This window comes from Flavitalea sp. (assembly GCF_035489435.1).
GTDB lineage: Bacteria > Bacteroidota > Bacteroidia > Chitinophagales > Chitinophagaceae > DATHKG01.
This window is the reverse complement of the sequence record NZ_DATHKG010000090.1, coordinates 74,047-95,816: the sequence shown is the minus strand read 5'-3', so window position 1 is coordinate 95,816 and position 21,770 is coordinate 74,047. Positions and strand designations below refer to the sequence as shown.

18 protein-coding genes are annotated in these 21,770 nt (G+C 41.9%); 11 read left to right on the top strand and 7 right to left on the bottom strand.

The genetic code is table 11. From position 1 onward, the window contains the following. The first annotated feature begins 32 nt into the window (after positions 1 to 32). From VK664_RS13930 to VK664_RS13920, 3 genes are read left to right on the top strand one after another with little or no spacing between them, the layout of a single operon-like run. Positions 33 to 410 carry a response regulator gene (locus VK664_RS13930; RefSeq protein WP_461399285.1) on the top strand — a complete coding sequence of 126 codons (378 nt, stop codon included), beginning with the start codon at positions 33 to 35 and terminating at the stop codon, positions 408 to 410. A 59-nt stretch (positions 411 to 469) separates the two neighbouring features. Next, positions 470 to 1,294, top strand: a complete 825-nt coding sequence (locus VK664_RS13925; protein WP_461399284.1) for a CheR family methyltransferase — start codon at positions 470 to 472, stop codon at positions 1,292 to 1,294. After that, positions 1,276 to 1,872, top strand: a complete 597-nt coding sequence (locus tag VK664_RS13920) for a chemotaxis protein CheB (protein ID WP_461399283.1) — start codon at positions 1,276 to 1,278, stop codon at positions 1,870 to 1,872. Before VK664_RS13925 ends, VK664_RS13920 begins: the two co-directional genes overlap by 19 nt. Position 1,873: 1 nt before the next feature. On the opposite strand, the gene VK664_RS13915 is transcribed toward VK664_RS13920, so the two are convergent. From VK664_RS13915 to VK664_RS13885, 7 genes are all read right to left on the bottom strand, one after another. Then, positions 1,874 to 4,246 (bottom strand): hypothetical protein, encoded by a 2,373-nt coding sequence (locus tag VK664_RS13915; RefSeq protein WP_461399282.1) that lies wholly within the window; start codon positions 4,244 to 4,246, stop codon positions 1,874 to 1,876. A 19-nt stretch (positions 4,247 to 4,265) separates the two neighbouring features. Further along, the gene (locus VK664_RS13910; protein ID WP_461399281.1) at positions 4,266 to 5,399 is read right to left on the bottom strand and encodes a DUF4249 domain-containing protein; all 1,134 of its coding nucleotides are present in this window, start codon (positions 5,397 to 5,399) and stop codon (positions 4,266 to 4,268) included. A 9-nt stretch (positions 5,400 to 5,408) separates the two neighbouring features. Then, entirely contained in the window at positions 5,409 to 8,168 is a 2,760-nt protein-coding gene (locus VK664_RS13905) for a TonB-dependent receptor domain-containing protein (protein ID WP_461399280.1), read from the bottom strand. Between the two features lies 1 nt (position 8,169). Next, positions 8,170 to 8,937, bottom strand: a complete 768-nt coding sequence (locus VK664_RS13900) for a hypothetical protein (protein WP_461399279.1) — start codon at positions 8,935 to 8,937, stop codon at positions 8,170 to 8,172. Between the two features lie 85 nt (positions 8,938 to 9,022). After that, on the bottom strand, positions 9,023 to 11,290 hold the full coding sequence (locus VK664_RS13895; RefSeq protein WP_461399278.1) for an FUSC family protein: 2,268 nt from the start codon (positions 11,288 to 11,290) through the stop codon (positions 9,023 to 9,025). A gap of 62 nt (positions 11,291 to 11,352) precedes the next feature. After that, entirely contained in the window at positions 11,353 to 11,643 is a 291-nt protein-coding gene (locus VK664_RS13890; RefSeq protein ID WP_461399277.1) for a chaperone modulator CbpM, read from the bottom strand. 11 nt (positions 11,644 to 11,654) lie between these two features. Next, positions 11,655 to 12,539 (bottom strand): DnaJ C-terminal domain-containing protein, encoded by an 885-nt coding sequence (locus tag VK664_RS13885; RefSeq protein WP_461399276.1) that lies wholly within the window; start codon positions 12,537 to 12,539, stop codon positions 11,655 to 11,657. A gap of 178 nt (positions 12,540 to 12,717) precedes the next feature. Here VK664_RS13885 and VK664_RS13880 point away from each other — a divergent pair, with 178 nt between their 5' ends. The 8 genes from VK664_RS13880 (at position 12,718) to VK664_RS13845 (ending at position 21,752) form a co-directional block, all read left to right on the top strand. Next, a complete protein-coding gene (locus tag VK664_RS13880; protein WP_461399275.1) occupies positions 12,718 to 13,401 on the top strand; it encodes a hypothetical protein in 684 nt (227 codons plus the stop codon). Positions 13,402 to 13,958: 557 nt separating this feature from the next. Continuing rightward, positions 13,959 to 15,509 carry a hypothetical protein gene (locus tag VK664_RS13875; RefSeq protein ID WP_461399274.1) on the top strand — a complete coding sequence of 517 codons (1,551 nt, stop codon included), beginning with the start codon at positions 13,959 to 13,961 and terminating at the stop codon, positions 15,507 to 15,509. A gap of 294 nt (positions 15,510 to 15,803) precedes the next feature. Then, positions 15,804 to 16,601 (top strand): MlaE family ABC transporter permease, encoded by a 798-nt coding sequence (locus tag VK664_RS13870; protein ID WP_461399273.1) that lies wholly within the window; start codon positions 15,804 to 15,806, stop codon positions 16,599 to 16,601. 11 nt (positions 16,602 to 16,612) lie between these two features. Next, on the top strand, positions 16,613 to 17,392 hold the full coding sequence (locus tag VK664_RS13865) for an ABC transporter ATP-binding protein (protein ID WP_461399272.1): 780 nt from the start codon (positions 16,613 to 16,615) through the stop codon (positions 17,390 to 17,392). Continuing rightward, entirely contained in the window at positions 17,392 to 18,411 is a 1,020-nt protein-coding gene (locus VK664_RS13860; protein WP_461399271.1) for an MlaD family protein, read from the top strand. Before VK664_RS13865 ends, VK664_RS13860 begins: the two co-directional genes overlap by 1 nt. An 87-nt stretch (positions 18,412 to 18,498) precedes the next feature. Continuing rightward, positions 18,499 to 20,034 carry a TolB family protein gene (locus VK664_RS13855; RefSeq protein ID WP_461399270.1) on the top strand — a complete coding sequence of 512 codons (1,536 nt, stop codon included), beginning with the start codon at positions 18,499 to 18,501 and terminating at the stop codon, positions 20,032 to 20,034. A gap of 32 nt (positions 20,035 to 20,066) precedes the next feature. Continuing rightward, on the top strand, positions 20,067 to 20,429 hold the full coding sequence (locus VK664_RS13850) for a DUF3127 domain-containing protein (protein ID WP_461399269.1): 363 nt from the start codon (positions 20,067 to 20,069) through the stop codon (positions 20,427 to 20,429). A gap of 177 nt (positions 20,430 to 20,606) precedes the next feature. Then, positions 20,607 to 21,752, top strand: a complete 1,146-nt coding sequence (locus VK664_RS13845; protein ID WP_461399268.1) for a glycoside hydrolase family 5 protein — start codon at positions 20,607 to 20,609, stop codon at positions 21,750 to 21,752. Positions 21,753 to 21,770 lie beyond the last annotated feature (18 nt).

Sequence of the window (21,770 nt, the reverse complement as noted above, 5' to 3'; positions counted from 1 at the left end):
CCCATCAATTTTTTAAAGCGGAAGACCAGATTATGCAAACCTCAGAAAAAAAAATATTGATAGTTGATGACGATACCCGGAATATTTTTGCCCTGTCAGCCGTATTACGTTCAAAAGGGTATAATTGCGTGTCGTCAGGAACTGTGTCCGATGCTGTAGAAATTATTAAGTCCGGCACTGGCATAGGAATTATATTAATGGACATGATGATGCCGGACATGGATGGATATGAAGCTATCCCAAGAATCAAAAACCTCGAAGAAGGACAAAAAATTCCCATCATTGCTGTAACAGCGCAGGCTATGGTAGGTGATAAAGAGAGATGCCTTGCAGCAGGTGCGGATGGCTATATTGCCAAACCCGTGGACGTAGATTTGCTGATGACCTTATTAAAGCAATACATTGGATAACACAATCTTCATTGATTCCGCTGACCTGTACTTGGACGGTCTGCTATAAATTTTGTGAAGTGGAAAGACATATAGTCACAGATGAAGATATAGATGTTTTGCTCGCCGATTTACTGGATCTATATGGTTATGACTTTACTGAATATTCCCGTGCTTCGCTCAAAAGAAGGATCAACAGGCTTTTTGTACTTGACCGCTTTCCCAGTATTGCCGAATTCAGATACCGATTGATTTCCGACCAGGATTATCTGCGACGGATGGTAGAAGAGATTACCGTTAATGTAACTGAGATGTTCCGGGATCCCATATTCTACCGCACTATCCGCGAACAGGTGTTACCGGTTCTTGCTACACATCCCTTTATCAGGATCTGGCATGCAGGATGTTCAACAGGTGAGGAAGTTTTTTCAATGGCTATTTTATTACAGGAAGCGAATTTACTCCAAAAGTCACTGTTATACGCAACCGACATCAACCCACGCGTAGTTGAAAAACTACGAAAAGGAATATTTCCATTAAGGCAAATGAAACAGTATTCTGAAAATTACATGGCATCGGGAGGAAAAAAAGATTTCTCAGATTACTACACCGCGAAATATGACCATGCCAAATTTGATGAAAATCTGAGCCGGAAGATGATCTCATCAACACATAATCTTGTTTCTGACAGATCGTTCAATGAATTTCAGCTAATCATGTGTCGGAATGTAATGATCTATTTCGATAAGGACCTACAGGATAAAACGCTGACTTTATTTGATGACAGCCTGGAAAAACTGGGATTTCTCGCACTTGGTTCAAAAGAAAACCTGAAGTTTTCTGTGATTGGTAAAAAATATCTTCAACTGGAAAACAAGGAAAAGATATGGCGCAAAGTTATCTGAACAATACTTATAATCTTGTTGTAATAGGGGGTTCAGCGGGTAGCCTGGAAGTGGTACTTAAGATATTGCCACAGCTGAAACCCGGCAGTAGCGCATCAATCATAATTGTTATGCACCGGAAAATCACCTATGATTTTTCTTTATCAGATTTACTTGCATCTAAAACAAAATGGAATGTGTTGGAAGCCGACGAAAAACAGGTACTGAAACACGATCATATTTACCTCGCACCAGCAGACTATCACCTGCTGATTGAAAAGGATCATACAATCTCACTGGATGTTTCCGAAAAAGTAAATTACAGCCGGCCAAGTATCGATGTTACTTATGAATCAGCTGCTGACGTATACCATTCAACGCTTGCAGCAATCCTGTTATCTGGCGCAAATGATGACGGCGTGGAAGGATTAAGAAAAGTAAAATCATCCGGTGGGCTTACCATAGTACAGGACCCCAAAACAGCATCGGTGGCCTATATGCCACAGCATGCCATTAACAAAGTTGCTGTTGATTTGATTCTTGCACCTGAAGAACTCGGCAACCTGATCAACCAGCTTGGTTACCCGAAAGGCCGATAAATTATTTTGTAACCTGGATATTGAAGACCTGGGTTGCGGCATTGCCTTGTGCATCAATACCATGAATGATACCTACAAAATTTCCAGTTCTGTCAGAAGTATAAAACTGCACTTTTGTTTTGCCCGCAGCGTTTGTTTGAAGATCCGGCTGCCAGGTAAGCAGATCCCGGAAGTCTGGAAGGCGGCTTGATTTCTGACTTTCTGTTTCGTAAACCGGTGCATAAAATTCGCGTTCTAGCTGCAGTCCTTCATAATCCAGGATTACCGTTTTTGGATCAAACACAAATTCAGGCATATTGCCGGCGTAGCTGGTGAAACTCGCTATCCCATCAAATACAAATTTTCCGCTGATATAACGATTGGTCACAACTTCCAGTGTACGAACCTTCATGGGATCATAACTGAGAATCTGCTTATGCGTTACAGGCACACCATCAAGGAGCAGTAAAGGTTCACCATCCAGGTATTTTGTTTGCTCCCAGTCAGAGATCCTAAGCCTGGATTGTCCCGATGTACGTCTGATACCGACTTCCGGAACATATTCACGTAATACCTCTTCCATAGTTGTAAATCTTACATAATCATCCAGCAAATACCGTTTTGAATACCTTCCGTAAAATGGACTTGAGTCAAGTACCGGTAAATCAAAACGGGTAAGTGAATCATTCATGTAGGCATTGAGAGTTTGAACGGCAACACTATGATTTATTATCGTGTTGGCCTGGGACCGATCAATGTTAAAGGGTAACAATGGTTTATCTGAATACCTGTCTGAAAATGGATCTGATATATCGATGCGATAATTACTGTCTTTGAGTACCTCAGTTTGAACCACTAATTCGTTTTTTCCATAATAGTCGCGAATGTCAAAATAAGCTTTGCCTTCCTGGTCTGTCATCGACGGATAGAACTGGGTTTTGGTACCAGGAACAGACAAATAAGCCTTGGCCCCGGCAACAGGCTGCTGTCCTTTGTTATAAGTAATAGTGGCGCCAACTAGATGCCCATCGAATTCAGGGGGAAACTTAGGAGTGGTCGCAGTTTTTCTAAAAGGTTGGTTCCAGTTAAACCTCCGCCAACCCTGAGTCATCATCAGGTTGTCTGCAGCAGTTATTGCTTCTGTATTGTTGGAAAAATAATAAGAGGGAGATTCAACACTGCCCCTGAGATCCGAAGTTAATAAGAGGTAAGTCTGCATATCAGGAACCGAAGCCCCAGAGAGTGAATCCACCTGGTAAACTGAAAGGGAAAGCTTTGTGGGCACCGCCTTTCCATCAAAATCAGTGCTAATATCAACATCCACTTTATTTCTTCTTGCAATACGGACACTACTGGTTGATGCCTTAAGTTTAAGAGCGTTTTTTGGTGCCTGAAAAAGCAAGCGTTCACATACAGGTTGTTGTTCACTGTTGAATATGGTGACATGCGAAATCCCCTCACCCAGTCCATCTTTTTTTATAATAAAATTCGCGGAACCATTTTCAATTGTTTTTTTCTCTGCCTGTCGGATCGTCTGTCTTGTATGAGCCAGCAGGAAAATTTCTCCACCGTTCATCTTATTAACCAGGTTTGTTGAGACGGTAATGGTTATCGTGCCTGCATTTTCATTCGCACGCATAATATAACCACTAGTTGTAGCAAGCGGAAGATCCTTTGAAATCAAATTGCCGGCGGTAGTAGTTAATATTGCTTTATAGTTATGCCCCGCTGCCGGCTTAAAAAGAAAGCTGCCCATGCCGAATTTAAAAGTCGGGAACCGGATCAACGTATCGCCTTTTTCATCTGCAATTAAACCCGAGCACTCGACACCGCTTCCAAACTGGTCGTTAACCTTGAATGCAATTCTGTTCTCAAGATCATTTACAAGATTACCACCTTCAGGAAAAAACTGAACTTCGTATTTTTTGGCTGGCGCGGCTGATGGCAGGTTCAATGGTTTAAGTGAATTGACAATGCAGATATTTTTCTCGAAAAAATAACCGGCATCGGAATTTTTCATCCAATTGGTATAGGCTCTTAACTTGAAGTTTCCTGAGCTCACTGAAGATGGAAGATAAAAGGATCCTTTCCCAGTGCTGTTTTTGATGGCATTTTTTGCCTGCATTACAGGCTTGTTATTTTGATCAATGATTTCTACATAGGCAAGTTTACTCAGATCAAGCGGGCGATGAAAGGTTCCATCCATGTAATAGATCTTATACCAGACAATCTCACCAGCCAGGTAAAAGTCTTTATCAGTATGCACAAAAATCTTTTCCTGGATATTATTTCTGTTGAAAGATGCAAACTGCTGAACAACGGGCAAGTCGCCAGATGACTGTGCCTGGGTTGACAGGCTGCCGCAAACCAATAAGATTGATAAGATTCTTTTCATATTATTTAATGATAACTGCTCATGGCCAGAAACTTGGCTTGGTCAATGTTCCACGGAGAGTACAATCAATACATGAGATATCGGTGGTATATAACCGGGTAATTACTCCCGTTAGTGGTGATGTCTCTTCAGGTATAACCGGTGTCGGATAGCCGGCACCTCTAATAGAGTCTGGATTGTTTCTCAGGGACATTAGTGTACAACCCTGGGTATAACCCCAGGGAGTAACCTGTGAATTTTTGATAAATATCCTTTTAGAATACATTTCTGAAATTTCCACAAAACCAATTACCGGCTCAGCAGGATTTGTAGAACAGGTGATATTTCCTTTAAGTTCTGATGGCTGTGCGTCAAATATGGATCCTGTCTGCTCAGTATTTTTCTTCATCCTGGACAGATATTCGAAACCTTCCTTACTGATAGAATACTGGCGGACAAGGATGCTATACAACACACTTAATTTCCAGCTTGCCATGGGTACTGTGGTTACCCTGTAATGTGTTGTATCCCGGCTTAACCTGGCAGTGGAAAGAATTTCTATCGTAGTTGATCTTGCAGCCTGGTAGCAAACGTATTTGGTGAGGTCGGCTGACTGGTCCCGGTAGATATATTCAGCAAGCGGTGTTGTATTATACCTGAGGGTGGGAGCATAGGACGATGTAAATTCCCAATCTTCATCATAATCCCATCGATAGTAACCAGAGGTATTCGAATTACCTTTAGCATCCACATAAATATCAACTCCGTTATCAGTTTTTTCCCAGTTAACACTGTCAATTGCCGGAGATTGCTTTACCGGGATATAAGATGACAGATATTCTTTATTATCCGATCTGATGCGAAGCCGGTATTTTATCGCCCTGTTGAGATTCAACTGGTTATTGATATATTGTCCGTTGCTCTTGTGCGCAAGCGTAAATTTCGAGTTGTCTTCCCCTTCGACAGTTACGATTGCATTGGTTACATAATTGACGTTAAACGAATCAACCAGTCTAACTGTTTTTGAAAGATTGATATAGGTCGCTCCCTGGCCGCTGTTTATGGTTCCATCAACAACCAGGTAGCCCGTAGCTGGTATATTCACAGGTAGATCGTATGAATCTTTGCAACTCAAAGCCAGCAGGGCCAGAAAAACATTAAATAGTTTTTTCATCGTAAATAATTAAAACCTGACCGTATAATTTACAAATGGAATTAAACTGCCAAAAATTGATAAACGATATCCATTGATAAATCCATTTTCTGAAACGAAATAAACCGAATAAGGATTTCTCCTGCCGGTAAGATTATATATTCCAAAGGTCCAGGAATTGTGAGTCTTTTGTTTCACCTTGTGGTTTCCGTCAAGGTTCATAGACAGATCCATTCTGAAATAATCAGGAATTCGATATTGATTTCTGTCAGCAAACAAAGCACGTTGAGATCCGCCATAGTAATACCTTCCGATTGGTACAGTGATGGGCCTGCCGGTGCTATAAGTTGAAGTTAATGAAATGCTGAAACGGTGAGTGAAACGGTAATTGCTCACAACAGTAAGGTCATGCGGTTTGTCATAATTGGCAGGATAATAATCGCCACCATTAATGATCTCACCCGCATTCGGATCATCCATTTTCAACAAAATTCTTGAATAGGTATAGCTTATCCAGCCATTCAGCTTGCCTGTTGGCTTTTTCACCATCAGTTCAATCCCATAAGCCTTTCCTTTCGTATTGATCACATCAGTTTCAATTGTGTGATTCATGATAAGCTCTGCGCCGCTTTTGTAATCGAGGTAATCTTTGATTCTTTTATAATATACTTCTACTGAGGTTTCAATGGTGTTATTCTTATAGTTCTTATAGAACCCGAGTGAAAACTGATCTCCATACTGGGGCCTGATATTGGGATCACTAAGTTTCCAGATATCAGTAGGTGAGATAGAGGTGGTGTTTGATAACATATGAATGTACTGCCGCAATGAATTGTAACCAGCCTTCACAGAGAAACTTTCGGTAAGGCTGTATCTCAGGCCGAGCCTGTATTCCGGTCCATGATAGGTCTTTATTACTTTACCGCTACCATAACTTGTTGTTTCTAACAGGTTATCGGGTTCTTTAGGTAACCCTGGCGCATATGAGTTTACATCTTTTGGCCCGAGAAAATTATATAGTGAATACCGGATTCCCGCCTGTAAAGTAAGGTTCGGAGTAATGCTCCATTTGTCTGACAGATATGCTGCAGACTCTTCTGCATTCTCGGTTTGTAAAACATCCGGCACTATAAGTGATTCAGGGGATTTTGGTTGATAAGAACCGGGATTGAGTTTATAGTTGATTGTGCTTACACCAAACTCGATAGTATGGTTAGAAAGATAATGCGTAAAATCCGCTTTGAAGTTTAATTGCTGAATATCAAATTTCAGTTCATGCGCGTTGATCTTGTCTTTTTCACTCGCGATCTGGTATTCATATCCATCATAACCTGCAACAACGGTAGCGCTCCATTTATTATTAAATATATGTTTGTATTTTATGGAAAGGTTCCTGTTGCTATAGCTGAATGTTGTATCATTATTCAGACTAAATTTATCACGACTGTAATATCCGCTGATATAAAGATTGTTTTTCGGATTGAACTGGTGACTGATCTGCAGGTTAACATCATAGAATCCGGCCTTGCTGTTTTCATATTCTGCCGGCAATAACTTTAATAACCAATCGGCATAAGTTGCTCTTGCACCAAGTATAAATGAAGTTTTATCCTTGATAAGCGGACCTTCAATGTTAAACCTGCTGGTTACAATCCCAAGACCTGCTGACCCGGTAATTTTCTTTTTGTTCCCTTCCCTGCTGCTGATGTCCAGCACGGATGAAAGGCGTCCGCCATATTTTGCCGGGATACTGCTTTTATAGAGTTCAACATCTTTTACAACATCTGGATTGAAAGCAGAAAAGAACCCGAAAAAATGCGAAGGGTTATAGATCGTGGCATCATTAAATAAGATCAGGTTCTGGTCAGTTGAGCCACCACGTACATTAAAACCTGTGCTGGCTTCACCGGCTGTTTTTACACCCGGCAGTGTAAGCATTACACGCATAATATCCGACTCGCCGAACAATGCCGGCACCTGCCTGATGGTCTTAATGTTTAATCGATCCATACCCATTTGAGGGCTGCGGATATTGTTCAGCTTTTGCGCCGACACAATTACTTCCTTCAGCGATACGACACGCTCCTCCATTAAGATATCAAACTTTCCATCCGAATTCATGATCAACTGCCTCCGGGTATCTTTCATTCCCAGGGCCTGCATATTGAGTATATTCCTACCTTTGGGGAGGGTAAGAGAGTAATAACCATATTGATCAGTAACCGCACTAATAGAACCTGTACTGGTAAAAATTGATACACCTGGAATCGGTTCACCGGTTTTTACATCTCTCACGTAACCGGCTAGTATCGTTTTGCCACCTGCGCCACTGTTTGTTTTTATTCCAATGTCAAATACTTTGTTTTCGATTGAAGCATCAATCTTGATAATCTTTTTATCGCCGAAATCAGGGAGCGCCAGGTTCGAGGTATCTTTAGATCCTCTTGCAAAAAAATCGCCCGGTAATTCGGCTGTGATCCGCACTCCTTTGGTAAGCAGAACATAGGCTTCGCCGGAAACTATAGTATAACGAAAATCAGTATTCGCAAATGCCTGGTCCAGGACCTTGTCAAGTGTTGCATCTTTGGCTGAGATATTTATTCTTAAGCTGTCGAACTGAACTTTATCATAATAGAAATAAAGCTTTGTTTGTTTTTCCAGTTCCTGGACAAATGTAGAGATCGTGGCATCCTGAATAGTGACGGTAACCCTTGGCAAGCCATTTGGCTGGGCAGAGGAAGGTTGGCTGAATAAAAAGGATAATGCCAACAGGATAAATAACCTCGTCATATTATTTTTTTGATGAATCGTAAAATTTAACTGCCCTGATAATGGCCTCCTCACGGTGCTTGCGGAACTTCAGCTTATTTCTGCGCAGATCCTGTCTTATTTCTTTTGACCGGTCCTTGAAGACAGACAACAACGATCTATAGGTCCTGATTGGATAATAGACACTGTCCCGGATCACATAATAGAAGTTCTTTTCTACAATCTTCCTGATGATTTTGTCTGTAACCATCTCGTCAATGCGCTTTGTTCGTTTGGCGATCAGCGTTATGTTGCCTTCATGCAGAAAATCATAATACCCGGTTGCTACCGGCAGCTGGTTTATAGAGTCTTTAACCATTCTCCTGTAATGATGGTTTAAAAATGTAAACTCCTTAACCTTAGAAGAAATAAGCACGATTTTAAAGAAGACATCGAAGTGCTGAATGATCACTTCGTCTTTTACAAGGTCATACTGCATGATAACGCTATCGAAGAACAAGCCGTCATATTCAATGGAACCCCGATGCAAATCAGGGTCTGCAAAAAAGGCATGACCTTCCATAGGAAGATAGCCAATGTATTCTTTACCGTTATATAACCGGGATCTTTGGTCAGTGAACTTATAATAGAATGAAACCGCGGTGTCCGCTGACACAGACAGCGAATCTTTTAAAGCCAGGCTGCTCTGGGCACATAAATTACCATAGCAAAAAAAGAACAGGACAGGCATTAATTTTTTCACCTCGTTAGAATTTGGTTCAACTGCAATACCGGTATGTAGACACGGCACAACAGGAAATTTAAATATACATTTTTATAATGAGTGCACGGCTGGAAGGCCAATGAAAAAATAATGAAAGGATAAATTAATCAAATTATAATGTTTCGGCTACCGGTAAATCCTGCACAGGGCGATTGGCAGGAGATTTAATTTTTTTCGATATTTTTTCAATGTCCATCGTTGTTTTATAAATAAAATAAAACTGATCAGTAATGGATTTGAATTCCGAAAGCATTTTCCTGGTAGTCGTTTCAAGCCGTCCCTGTTCAAGTTCTTTCTGTCTCTCAACCATCAGGGCATTGACTTTTTTGTCGAGTACAGTTACCTGGGTTTGATCGGTCTCAACCGTACCTGACTCTGATTTTCCGGCAAGCGTAGCATCAGCACGTTTGAGAGAGCGTATGCTTGCTTTGATTACCGGCTGATAATCTTCGCTGATATATTCCGGTTGAAGATTGTCTGCATAATAAGCCAGTGTTGCAATATGTGATGTCAACATATGATTTGACACTACGAACTGATGGATATGCCTGATGTTTTTTTGTTTGCTTTTCGGTTCGGAAAGCATCCTGTTAAAGGCATCAGTCAGGTTTGCCAGCGAAACCCAGCTATCCTTTCTTTTAAGGTCGGCCCAACCATGGTTTACCGGCTTTCCGATAAAAGCAACCGCAAGTGATTCGTAGTATTCCTGGTTGTCCTGGAGCATGCGGGTCATGAATTCATCTATTTGTTCATGCTCCCAGATAGGTGGCAGTAAATAACTGAAGAGAAATGCCAGTGCTGAACCAATAGCGGTATCTATTACCCTGTCTTTCAAAATCGAATTAAAATCGTTTGGATCAAGCAGGTGAAACATAAGCAGAAGGTAAAGAGTCATCAGGACCATACTTATGAAATATCGCGTCCGGAGGAAACTGTAGGCGCCGGCCATTGTTATTGCCATCAGGATCAGAATGGCAGTTCTGTCTTTTATGAGCAGAAGGAGTAAAGCTCCCAAACCAGCCCCTATCAACGTTCCAAGAAGGCGTTCGAAATTTCTTTTTTTTGTAAGCCCATAAGCCGGCTTAAGAATAACAATTACTGTCAGCAGTATCCAGTAGCTATGACCCAGCGGAAAAAACAACCCGACTATGTAGGCACTTAATGCTGCCAGCGCGATACGGATGGAATGGCGGAATATGTTTGAACGATAAGCCAGGTTATGACGAAAAAGTTTGGGATCAAGGTGCTCGCTGGTGATGAAGTTTTCCGGATTCGGTGCCTCATTCCCTTTGCGCTTTAGCTTTTCATCGTAAGATGTGTACTGGTGAAGTACCCGGATTCTGGCGGCTATATCTTCGATACTGTCAAGAATATGCCTCAGGCTGATAAAACCATCAATGTTAGATGTGTTCATCACAATGGTTCTCATTTCCTGCAGATGTTTCCTTGCCTGAAGTATGCGGGCATCAACCGAGTCCGTATACCTGGAACGGTGGCCGCTTTTAAGGGCGATGCCAATCTCGTCGAGTTCATCAGCAAGTGCAAGTATCAGGGCCATATACTCCTGCATTATACCCGTTCCCCGAAAATAAGCATGCAATTTCTGATAGTCCTGGTGTGCAGTCATTGCCCGTTCAAAAAGATCACTTATGTCCAGGAAGCTCATCATCAGGATCCGGCTGGTATTTGTCGACTCTTTAACCAGACCCCTGGTTTTAAACAGCAGCTCTGCAATCAGGTTTTGTTTCTCCTGTACACTGATTTGTGCATGTAAGAGGTCCCCAAAATTGTCTTCTGCTCCCAGGTCTTCTACATAAAATTTCGCTTTTGCCCGCAGATAACGGGCGGCAGACATTACATAATCACCCATGGCCTGCTGTATAAGCTTGTAAGGGCGAATGGTATAAAGACCGAGGCTCAGCAAGAGATACCAGGCAGCCCCTGCCAGCAGGTATAAAGCGTTAAACAAAATTTCTTTGCCCTGGTAATGATGTTGCGTCTGAAGAACCAGCACTAATAAAGCAGCGATCCCGATCGACGTCGCCCTTGTACCATAAACACCAATCATTGAAAATAAAAAACAAAAGAGCGGTAACAGGATGAAAAACAACCAGGGCACTGAAGAAGTGTATCCACTAATTAGCACCATCACGAAAGCAATGGCGCCGGATATAATCATGCCGTTTCGCCGGTGATGGATCGGACCGGGGTTGTCTGCTATGCTTACAGCAAGCGCTCCTAACGAAATAGCGATGCCTGTTTCAATATGACCTAAATACCCCATTGTGAGTGAAGGGATAAGGATACCCGATGTAACCCTAACACCTTCATAGAGATATTGGCTGCTTATAAAGCTCCGGTATTCCTTAACATAATCCATGGCAGGTAAAGATACTTTTCTTATGCCGCCATAAACCGCTGAACGCGAAGATCCGATTCCCTTTATTCATAAAACCGAAGCTTATTTTTTAACGCCGTCACTTCGTCCTGTAAACTCCGCATGCGGGCAAGCAGGTGACCGATAGCTTCAACACCTTCAAGGTTGATGTCCATATTAAAGTGAAGCTCCACAATATGTTCAAGTTTTTCGAGCTCGTCGCGCGATAGATAAACCTCCTGCTGAATTTCAGTGGTCTCTATCAGACCAAATTCTGACAGGGACCTGATAAAGGAAATTTCAATTTGGTGACATGAGCAGAAATCGGTGGCTGTAACCAGGTTTTCAGTATTCATGACAAGCGTTTTTAAGATTTCAATTTGGCCAGCTGAGTGAACAACTCCCTTTCTTTTTCGGTAAGATTTGTTGGAATCAGTATGTTAAACATCACATATAAATCGCCATTTTGTCCTTCGCTTTTGTATACCGGCAGACCCTTTCCCCTGATCCTTGTTTTAGTTCCATTCTGCGTTTCCGGGGCGATTTTAAGTTTGATTTTTCCATCCAGTGTATCAATGGTTTTTTCGCCTCCCAACACAGCTGTATAAAGATCGAGGTCAGTTGTTGTATGAAGATCGTTGCCGGATCTTTTAAACCTTGGATGATCTAAAATTGAAAATGTAATTATCAGATCGCCAGCCTGGCCTCCATTTACGCCTGGCGCTCCATAGCCTTTCAGTTTAATTTTCTGACCGTTTTCCACACCACCCGGTATAGTTATCCGAACATTCTTTCCATTTACATTCAGGGTACGGGGCTGAGTTTGAGCTACATCTTCCAGGCTCAGCTGAAGTTCTGCATGATAGTCCTGTCCCTTATATCTCCTATGTCGCGACTGGCTTTCCTGGTGACCGAACATCGATTCAAAAAAGGAAGAAAAATCGCTATCTCCAAAATCTCCTTCAAACCTCTGGCCGCCACCGCCGCTGTATTGCTGGCGGTTACGCTGTTGTTCAAACTGCTCAGCATGTTGCCAGTCCTTGCCATACTGGTCATACTTTTTTCTTTTCTCCGGATCACTCAGCACTTCATGGGCCTCATTGATCTGCTGAAACATTTTATTTGCTTCCTTATTATCGGGGTTCAGATCAGGATGGAACTTCCTGGCCAGTTTCCTGTAAGCTTTTTTTACCTGATCAGTAGTAGCAGATTTATCCAACTCAAGAATCTTATAATAATCTACATAATCCATGTACTTTCTTTTAATATTTTACTTTCTAAAAAGGGCCTTTCCTGTTTCCTGGTTGAAATTTCAAACCGGGTTTTACATAATGCAAAATTAAAACAAAGCGTAAAAATACCTATTTCATTACCCGAAAATGGAGGAATAACACGCTAGAACAACCTCTTGTTTCTTTTTAATTTGCTTTATGATCTTTACAAACATCGTCAGGCGTTATTTAAATCTGGCCCCGGCACTCTCCAATAATCTTATACAGACAGCGTACCACAAAAGTGGTCATATCGTATTAGCGTATAGTTACGGTTACTCATGTCACCGGGTAGATCTGAAAGAAATAGAGAATATCGACATCCATTACAAGGAAGATCTGATGTTGGTTGCAGGGATTGTTAGTTATTCGATCGATCCGGTGTTGTTTGATAATTTACCCGAATATCATCAAAAAAGAGCTGGTATTGTTACCGAAAGGCTGATCAATATGCTTACTTCAGGTTACCTCGCGCAACGAAGGTCGGAACTCGGCGAGCAATGCCTGTTTCGCGCGGGAGAGGAACTGTTACAACATCCACCTGCACCAATCGACCGGCTTACTAAATTTAATGACAAGCTCAGCACTGAACCTGCTGACCCATATACCCGGGCTTTTAATGTTCAGTCTCTATCTTATTTCCTCACCAGGCCCGAAAACTGGAAATTGATCGACTCCCTTGCACGTAACCTAATTTACGCCCCTTCAAATACACTGGACCAGCACGCGATCGAGAAAATCATAAACAGGAGCAGCGCATTCAAGCCAGCGGTAAAATCAAACCGCCCCAGTATCAAACCAGAATACCGCAAAACAGCTTTGCAAACTGCGGGATCCAACTAGAAGACTCCAGAGCTTTTCTTCAACCAGCCGCGACCTGAATTCAATCATTTCAAGGCCCGTTTCCACCTCCATTGCCAGAGATTTCTGAATCGCTTGCAAACATTTACCGGCTCCCTTGCGAGTCATTCCTCATAGGAACCTTGCTGCAATTAATTAATTGTCAAAGTATAAGATGCGGCTTGCTTGAGGGGAGACAGTAAATGAGGGATCGATTTTAATTTGGGGAATTAATTAAAAGAATTTTTCTATTTTTAAGTTTCTTCAGTAGATTGCAAAAAAAAAGCCCCGTGTAGAAACAGAGGGCGCTAACGATTGCTTGCCATATGAAAATAGTTCGAAGTATTCTTTGAGCTGAGTATCACAGCTTTACTTAAAATAAGTCTCACGATTGCCTGCTTTTCCGATTGCTGCCGTATGATTAACTCATTTTGATATATCAAAGATAGGGTGCCTTACAATCTTTATTAAGCAATGATTTTGCGATTTAATTACGCCAAAATGGACTTTTCAATTTCGAAAGTCTTTACTGTATTGCATCCCAGGATAATTTGTTCATTATGTCCAACAGATTTACGGATACTTTATTTACCTTAATTCATTCCCTCGAAAAGTCCGAAAAACGACATTTTAAGCTTTACATCAAGCGCAGTTCCGCAAAAGAGGACCTGAAAATTGTAAAACTTTTTGATGCGCTGGACAAATTAGATGACTACGACGAAAAATTGTTGCTAAAAAAGCTTCCGGGAATCGAGAAACCGCAACTTTCCAATCTTAAAAGTCACCTGTACAAAGAAATACTTGCCAGCCTTCGTTTGCTGAAAAGTACCGATAGCATAGATCTCCAGTTGAATGAGCAATTCGACTATGCCCATATACTTTACAAAAAAGGCCTGTTCAGCCAAAGCCTGCGTATACTTGACCGGGCAAAAGAAATTGCCAAAGCAAATCAGAAATTCAATTTCCTGATCCAGGTTATCGCCCTGGAAAAAAGAATTGAGGCACTACATATAACCCGCGGAATGCAAAGCCGGGCTGAACGACTTGCCGCGGAAACCAATGAGGTTATCGATCATATAGACATGGTCGCCCGACTGTCTAACCTGGCCCTCCAACTTTATAGCTGGTACATTAAAAATGGTCACGCCAGGAATGAGCGTGATGAAATTGGAGTGAAACTTTTCTTTTACGAGAATCTTCCCGAAAAAGCCTTGTCACAAACGGGTTTTTATGAAAAGCTATACCTGTATCAAAGTTATACCTGGTATGGGTTTATCCGGCAGGACTTCCTGCTGTATTACCGTTATGGACAAAAATGGGTTGATATTTTTGACGCACAACCTCTAATGATCCGGGTGGAGACAGGTCACTATATCAAAGGCCTGCACAACCTGATGAATGCGCATTTTGTTTTACGCAACTACCGGAAATTTGATGCGGATCTTAAGAAGTTCGAGCTTTTTGGCCAGACCGACCGGGTGCAGGACCATGACAACTTCCGGATCCAGACATTCATTTATATTACAACGGCAAAGATCAACCAGCATTTTATGCTTGGCACTTTCAAGGAAGGCCTGACCCTGGTGCCTTCCATCAATGAAAAGCTGAATGAGTACGCTCTTTTCCTCGACAGTCACCGCATCATGGTTCTCAATTATAAAATTGCCATGCTGTATTTCGGATCCGGAGATTTTGAGACCTGCATTGACTACCTGCAAAAAATCATAAACGATAATGTTGAGTTGCGAAACGATCTTCAATGTTATGCACGTTTGCTGCACCTGATGGCACACTATGAACTCAAAAATTATGAGTTGATGGAATACCTGACCAAGTCCGTGTACCGGTTCATGTCGAAAATGGAAAACCTGACCGTCGTTGAAGAAGAGATGTTTAAATTTCTCAGGAATTCATTTCATGTTTCAAGGCATAAGCTCAGGGAAGAACTGGAAAAATTCCTGGATAAAACAAAGGCTCTGGAGAAGAATCGTTTTGAAACCCGGTCATTTGCTTACCTGGATGTAATATCCTGGGTCGAAAGCAAAGTTTCCCAAAAAACAATGAGCGAAGTGATCAGGGAAAAGTTCCTTAAAAGCCATAAAAGGCATTAACATAATCCGGGCTTACTCATTTAAATCGCTTATACACATTCAAATCGTTCATTATGTGTAAAATGCCTCTGAACAGAGCGGGGGTGTTTTCGTTTATGCATTCCTGTAATCTTCTCTAAAGAAATCCCATACTCAAATGGCATAAGATTAGAAATACCTTATTCACGAAACGTCATCGCCGCTTTACCGGACGGCTTCATGTTAGTTTGGAAAATCATAGGTTTTCTTTTGTAAATCAATCCGGAATTGCTGTGGGGATTTAATTACCCACTATATCGCAAAATATTTGATTAAATGATGAAGCTAAACCAAAAACGGCCCCGGGAATATTTTCTTACAAGGAGACTTGATGATTTCTTCACAGGAGTTTATAATGCCTGTATATTTATTATCAGGTTCTTTAAAGAAGCTTTTCATCCACCATTCGAATTCAGGGAAATTGTAAGGCAATGTTATGAGGTAGGATATAAATCGCTGGCTCTTATATCTATTACCGGCTTTGTGACAGGGATAGTGTTTACAAAACAATCGCGTCCATCACTTGCTGAATTTGGTGCTACCTCCTGGCTCCCATCCCTTGTTTCCATTGCTATATTGCGTGCACTTGCACCATTAATTACAGCCCTGATTACTGCAGGTAAAGTGGGATCAAATATTGGCGCAGAGCTTGGATCAATGAGGGTAACAGAACAAATAGATGCTATGGAGGTTTCGGCAACCAATCCCTTTAAGTTCCTGGTTGTAACCAGGGTAATAGCGACCACATTTATGGTTCCGGTTCTGATGCTTTATGTAGCAATGATAGGTCTGTTTGGGGGGTTCCTGAATGTAAATGCAAATGAACAAACCAGCCTGGTTACTTTTTTTCAGAAAGCCTTTGATAGTATCAGGTTTATTGATATCTGGTCCTCTATTATTAAGTCTTTTATTTTTGGATTCACGATAGGTATTGTCGGTTCTTACCAGGGTTATCATGCATCACAGGGAACCCAGGGAGTAGGTAAAGCAGCGAATGCATCAGTAGTTATTTCCATGTTCCTGATTTTTATTGAAGAGATAGTAATAGTGCAGGTAGTAAACTGGTTCAGGTAAAAACGATAACGATGATGGACACCCGAAGGAATATGGTTGATGGAAGTTCAGATCCTGTGATACGCATCAGTGGGCTGGTAAAATCATTTGGTACTAATCACGTATTAAGGGGAGTGGATCTTGAAGTTCGCCAGGGCGAAAACGTGGCGGTGCTTGGGAGATCTGGCACTGGAAAATCAGTACTTATTAAGATCATTGCCGGGTTGTTAAAGCCAGATAAGGGAACCGTAATTGTACTTGGAGAAAACGTAGCTGAACTCAATATTAAAGACCTGGAGAAATTACGATTGCACATTGGATTCTCTTTTCAGAACAGTGCCTTATATGATAGTATGACAGTAAGAGAGAATCTTGAGTTTCCATTGCTTCGAAATGGAAGCAGCCGGAAAAAAACAGATGTTAATGCTGCAGTCGAAGGCGTTCTTGACGCGGTAGGGCTTTCACAAACAATAAATCAGTATCCCTCTGAATTATCCGGCGGTCAGAGAAAAAGAATAGGCATAGCCCGCACCCTGATAATGCAGCCACAGATCATGTTGTATGATGAGCCAACAGCAGGGCTTGATCCCGTAACCAGTATTGAGATCAATAACCTTATTAAGGAAGTTCAGCAGAAATACAATACTGCTTCAATAATAATAACGCATGACCTTACTTGTGCCAAAACTACTTCGGACCGGATAGCCATCCTGATGGATGGGAAATTTCTGAAAACAGGAAGTTTTGACGAAGTATTTGAAGATAAGGATGAAAGAATCAAAAGTTTTTACGATTATAATTTTATTGACTAATGAATACACAAAGAAATAAACGCGCGGTCACCGTAGGACTTTTTGTCGCTGTCGGTCTTATTATATTACTGGTTGGCATATTTACCCTGGGGGGACAGCAAAAAAGTTTTGTCCGTGCGATCAATGTCAGCGCCATCTTTGATGACGTGGCAGGTCTCCAGATAGGGAACAACATTTTTTTCTCCGGTGTCAAGATAGGCACTGTAAAAAAAATAGAGTTCTATGGTGATTCAAAGGTTCGTGTACAACTGCATATTGAAAAAAAGGCCAAGGAGTTCATAAGGCAGGATGCAAAAGCAAAAATCGGAACAGATGGATTAATTGGTAATAAGATCATTGTAATCTATGGAGGATCGCCTGCCGCAGAGCCAATTGAAGGGGGCGAAACGCTGATTGTGGAGAAGGCAATGAGTACCGATGAAATGCTGGCCACTCTACAGAAAAATAATGAAAACCTGGTTTCAATTACCACTGATTTCAAACTGGTCAGTAAAAGACTTGCAGAAGGACAAGGTACCATAGGAGCTTTGTTGCAGGATGATAAACTATTTAAAAATCTTGAGGCAACCATGGTGAATTTGCAGATAGCTGCCAGAAACAGTCAGAAACTGACTGGGGGGATAGCTGAATTCACCGCAAAACTGGAAACCCCTGGTACACTTGCGGATGGATTGGTAAATGACACTACGATCATGACTAGCCTGAAACAGGCAGTAACCCAGCTTAACCAGGCATCAGCCGGCGCTTCTGAATTTGCAGATAATCTTAAGAAGTCAAGCAAACAGTTGAACTCAACTGATAATACTTTGGGTATGCTGTTAAATGATGATGAAGTCGGGAATGAGTTCAAGGATCTGATTCAAAACCTGAATACCAGCAGCCAGAAGCTTGACGAAAATCTTGAAGCACTGAAACATAATTTTTTGTTCCGCGGTTATTTTAAGAAACAAGCCAAACGTGAAGCGAAGGAAGCAAAACAAGTAAAATCTGCAATAGAGCAAAGCTCAAAAACCAATTAAGGAATCACTTAGATTAGCGTTGGGTTGATAAAATCGATTGGGATCAACAAAATCCAGTAACTTGATTTGATAACAACCTGCTGCAATATGAAAATTTTATTCGCTTTTTTGCTGATGCACCAATGCTTGCTTGGCCAGACTTCAACCAAAGAAATTTTTACACGCGAATTAGATAAACAACTCGATATTGGCAAGCCTAAGCTGGCTGGCTCAATGCAATTTGATGAAGCCACCCAGGTCTATACACTCAAAGGAGCTGGTTACAATGTCTGGTTCAACAGGGATGAGTTTTGTTATTTACCTACAAAGATTTACGGGGATTTTATTCTGACTACTAATCTGAAATTCTCAGATACCACCGGTAATATGCACAAGAAGGCCGGTTGGATGATCAGGGAATCTCTTGACGATGCCGCGGCGCATGTGAGTGCGGTAGTTCATAAAGATGGACTAATATCAATGCAGGCGAGGCCGTTGCGTGGTTCATATATGCGCGACCCCCAGGATGAAATTCGTGCACCAAAAAAACGCACGGATGTAATTCAACTTGAGCGATCCGGTAACCAGTTTATAATGCGGATCGCAAATGCAGGGGAACCATTACAGGTAGTGGCTATGAAAGAATATAAAGACATGCCTGATACTGTTTATGCAGGTCTTTTCGTGGCCTCTCATGATGCTGATAAATTAGAGGCCGCACAGTTTTGGAATGTCCGGATAGATAAACCGGTACCCGATAATTATTCAACCTCCAGGTCCGGATTTATTGGTTGCCGTCTCGAAACAATTGATGTATTTACAGGGCAGCGAAAAATCATTCACGAATCAAAGGGAAGATTTGAAGCGCCGAACTGGATGCCTGACGGTAAAAGCCTTTTATTTAATGCAAATGGGTCTCTTTATACTATTCCCGTTGATGGTGGCGACACTGTTAAATTGAATACAGGTAAAGCCGACAAAAATAACAACGATCATGGTATTTCTTTTAATGGAAAAATGCTTGCTATCAGCTCTCACCGGAGTGGGTTGCCAGGTGGAGGTTCGAGCGTCTATGTACTTCCGTTATCCGGAGGTGAACCAACGCTTCTCACAGAACAAACACCATCATATTGGCATGGCTGGGCTCCTGACGGAAGTCATGTATTGTATGTCGGAATGCGAGATGGTAAAAACTATAATATTTATAAAAAATCTGTTAAAGGAGGCGAAGAAGTAGCGCTTACCGATAATAAGGATCATCATGTTGATGGTCCGGAATATTCCCCGGACGGAAAATATATTTACTATAATGGAAGCGCAAGCGGGACCATGCAGGTCTGGCGGATGAAACCCGATGGTTCCGGGAAAGAACAGGTGACATTCGACGAAAACAACAACTGGTTTCCCCATATTTCACCTGATGGAAAATGGATCGCATTTATTACATTTCCACCCACAATTATTCCGAATGATCACCCCTCTTATAAAAGAGTCAGGCTGATGCTAATGCCCGCTTCGGGGGGAGCTCCAAAGGTGATTGCGCATTTGTATGGGGGCCAGGGGACCATCAATGTGCCCTCGTGGTCGCCTGACAGTAAAAGACTCGCTTTTGTGAGTAACTCGAAGCGCTATGAAGACAAATAGTAAGTAATTTTGCCTCACTAAAAAAAGCAGATATGGAAATCAGTGGTAAGCTAATTCAATTTCTTCCCTTGCAAACTGGCCAGGGTAAAAACGGCACCTGGAAAAAACAGGAATTTATCCTCGAATTGGGCGGACAATACCCTAAAAAAGTTTGTATTGCTGCCTGGGGTGATAAGCTAGATATGAGCAGTTTCAAAGTTGGTGATTCTATCGAAGTTTCTTTCGATGTTGAAAGTCGTGAATACAACGGTCGCTGGTATACAGATGTAAAAGCCTGGAAGGTAGTCAGCAAACAGGAAGGCGGCAATTCAAATGACAGCGGTAGCCGCGGCGGTTATGTGCCCCCTGCACCGGTTGATGCAATGTCTGGTGGCGATGATGACCTGCCTTTCTGATCTCATGCAGATATCTGATCTAATATAAATATATGATGCGCCCTAAAAGCGTAATCTGCCCGATATTGAACTCTTATTGCGCGATCACAGTCCTTAGGGGATAATGATCGCGCAATTTGCTGTATTCCTTGTTCCTGATATTTGGTTGGCATCGCATGCTTTTCGTAATTTAGGCACATGCCGACCAATAACAGTTCAAGAAGAAAATTTCTTCAACAAAGCGCCGTATTATCTGTCTCTTCGCTTATCTCTCCCGAAAGTATATTTATTAAATCTGGCAATAAGTTACCCCGCTGGAAAGGTTTCAACCTGCTTGATTTTTTCAGCCCGGATCCTGCCAATTCCCGCAAACCCACAACCGAAGAATATCTAAAATGGATGCATGACTGGGGTTTCAGTTTTGTAAGGATCCCAATAGCTTATCCATGGTACCTCGATTTCGATCGTTCAAGGAATATCACTAAAGAAGAGGTTTACAAGATCGATGAAAAACAAACTGAAAAAATACAAAAACTGGTAGCTCTTGCCCATAAACATAAGCTACATGTTAGTCTGAATCTGCATCGCGCTCCGGGTTATTGTATCAATGCCGGCTTTCATGAACCTTATAATCTTTGGAAAGATGATGAAGCGCTAAAGGCATTCTGCTTTCACTGGTCATATTGGGCAAAAATCTATAAAAATACTGCAGCCGATAAAATCAGTTTTGACCTGGTAAATGAACCGAGTATGCGTGAAGATATGAATGATCAGCATTCGAAATCCGGTCCTGTGCCTGGTGATCTTTACAGAAAAGTAGCTAAGGCTGCATCAGAATCAATAAGAACAGAGAACCCTGGTCACCTGGTTATAGCAGATGGCAACAGCGTTGGAAACAACGTAATACCTGAAATTACCGATCTGGATATAGCTCAAAGTTGCCGCGGTTACTATCCTGGCGCAATCTCCCATTTTCGCGCACCATGGGCAAACAAAGATCCAATGGCCGCACCACCGCCAACCTGGCCCTTAAAATCGGGAGCGAACTCTTTAGACAGACAGGCAATTGAAAAATATTACAAACCGTGGATTGAACTCGTCCAAAAAGGTGTCGGTGTACACTGCGGAGAATGTGGATGTTGGAACAAAACGCCCCATAATGTTTTTTTGGCATGGTTCGGCGATGTGCTGGATGTGCTAAAACAGCATGATATCGGATTTGCACTGTGGGAATTCAACGGTGATTTTGGGCTAATCAATTCTGGCCGGGCGGATGTCTCTTATGAAGACTGGCATGGACAGAAGCTGGACGGAAAATTGCTGAAGCTGTTGATGCGGAGTTGATTTCTGCAAATCAGGGTT

Bases quoted from the DNA above. Each gene is read 5' to 3' on its own strand.
- VK664_RS13855 (WP_461399270.1), top strand. From the start codon at position 18,499: ATGAAAATTTTATTCGCTTTTTTGCTGATGCACCAATGCTTGCTTGGC.
- VK664_RS13895 (WP_461399278.1), bottom strand. From the start codon at position 11,290: ATGGATTATGTTAAGGAATACCGGAGCTTTATAAGCAGCCAATATCTC.
- VK664_RS13850 (WP_461399269.1), top strand. From the start codon at position 20,067: ATGGAAATCAGTGGTAAGCTAATTCAATTTCTTCCCTTGCAAACTGGC.
- VK664_RS13845 (WP_461399268.1), top strand. From the start codon at position 20,607: ATGCCGACCAATAACAGTTCAAGAAGAAAATTTCTTCAACAAAGCGCC.
- VK664_RS13865 (WP_461399272.1), top strand. From the start codon at position 16,613: ATGATGGACACCCGAAGGAATATGGTTGATGGAAGTTCAGATCCTGTG.
- VK664_RS13930 (WP_461399285.1), top strand. From the start codon at position 33: ATGCAAACCTCAGAAAAAAAAATATTGATAGTTGATGACGATACCCGG.
- VK664_RS13860 (WP_461399271.1), top strand. From the start codon at position 17,392: ATGAATACACAAAGAAATAAACGCGCGGTCACCGTAGGACTTTTTGTC.
- VK664_RS13915 (WP_461399282.1), bottom strand. From the start codon at position 4,246: ATGAAAAGAATCTTATCAATCTTATTGGTTTGCGGCAGCCTGTCAACC.
- VK664_RS13870 (WP_461399273.1), top strand. From the start codon at position 15,804: ATGATGAAGCTAAACCAAAAACGGCCCCGGGAATATTTTCTTACAAGG.
- VK664_RS13920 (WP_461399283.1), top strand. From the start codon at position 1,276: ATGGCGCAAAGTTATCTGAACAATACTTATAATCTTGTTGTAATAGGG.
- VK664_RS13885 (WP_461399276.1), bottom strand. From the start codon at position 12,539: ATGGATTATGTAGATTATTATAAGATTCTTGAGTTGGATAAATCTGCT.
- VK664_RS13890 (WP_461399277.1), bottom strand. From the start codon at position 11,643: ATGAATACTGAAAACCTGGTTACAGCCACCGATTTCTGCTCATGTCAC.
- VK664_RS13880 (WP_461399275.1), top strand. From the start codon at position 12,718: ATGATCTTTACAAACATCGTCAGGCGTTATTTAAATCTGGCCCCGGCA.
- VK664_RS13875 (WP_461399274.1), top strand. From the start codon at position 13,959: ATGTCCAACAGATTTACGGATACTTTATTTACCTTAATTCATTCCCTC.
- VK664_RS13910 (WP_461399281.1), bottom strand. From the start codon at position 5,399: ATGAAAAAACTATTTAATGTTTTTCTGGCCCTGCTGGCTTTGAGTTGC.
- VK664_RS13905 (WP_461399280.1), bottom strand. From the start codon at position 8,168: ATGACGAGGTTATTTATCCTGTTGGCATTATCCTTTTTATTCAGCCAA.